Genomic DNA, 395 nt, shown 5'->3' with positions numbered 1-395 from the left:
GAAGCTGAGCGAGGAGCAGCGCGCGGAGCTGGACACCCGGGTGGTCCGCGCTCGCCAGCGGCTGGGCATGGTGGCCACGGAGCCGTAGGGCCAAACGCTCGCCCGGCCGCACCCGGAGCGCTGGGGCTACACGTCCGGCTTGGACGAGTCCTTCCCCTTCTGCTTGTCGTTCTTCCAGCCCCAACTGGAGCTCCACATCCCGGGCCCCGTGAAGAGCACCGTGACGAGCGTCATCACCGCGGCGCCAATGAGAATCTCCCAGAACATGTCCACGCCTCCAGCCACAGAGTCAGCACCATCCGTACACGCCCAGCATCCCTGATGAAGGCGTAACCGGCGACACATCCCAGGGGGAGTGTCACCTCGCCCACCCGTCGCGAGCACCCTACCGCCCG

1 protein-coding gene is annotated in these 395 nt (G+C 67.8%); it reads right to left on the bottom strand.

Going from position 1 to position 395, the window contains the following annotated elements:
• Positions 1-126: 126 nt before the first annotated feature.
• Positions 127-267 (bottom strand): hypothetical protein, encoded by a 141-nt coding sequence (locus tag D7Y04_RS45355; RefSeq protein WP_174486087.1) that lies wholly within the window; start codon positions 265-267, stop codon positions 127-129.
• Positions 268-395: the final 128 nt, after the last annotated feature.

It is taken from the genome of Corallococcus sp. AB038B (assembly GCF_003668955.1).
Classification (GTDB): domain Bacteria; phylum Myxococcota; class Myxococcia; order Myxococcales; family Myxococcaceae; genus Corallococcus; species Corallococcus exiguus.
This window is presented reverse-complemented; position numbering and strand designations above follow the sequence as displayed.

Bases quoted from the DNA above. Each gene is read 5' to 3' on its own strand.
- D7Y04_RS45355 (WP_174486087.1), bottom strand. From the start codon at position 267: ATGTTCTGGGAGATTCTCATTGGCGCCGCGGTGATGACGCTCGTCACG.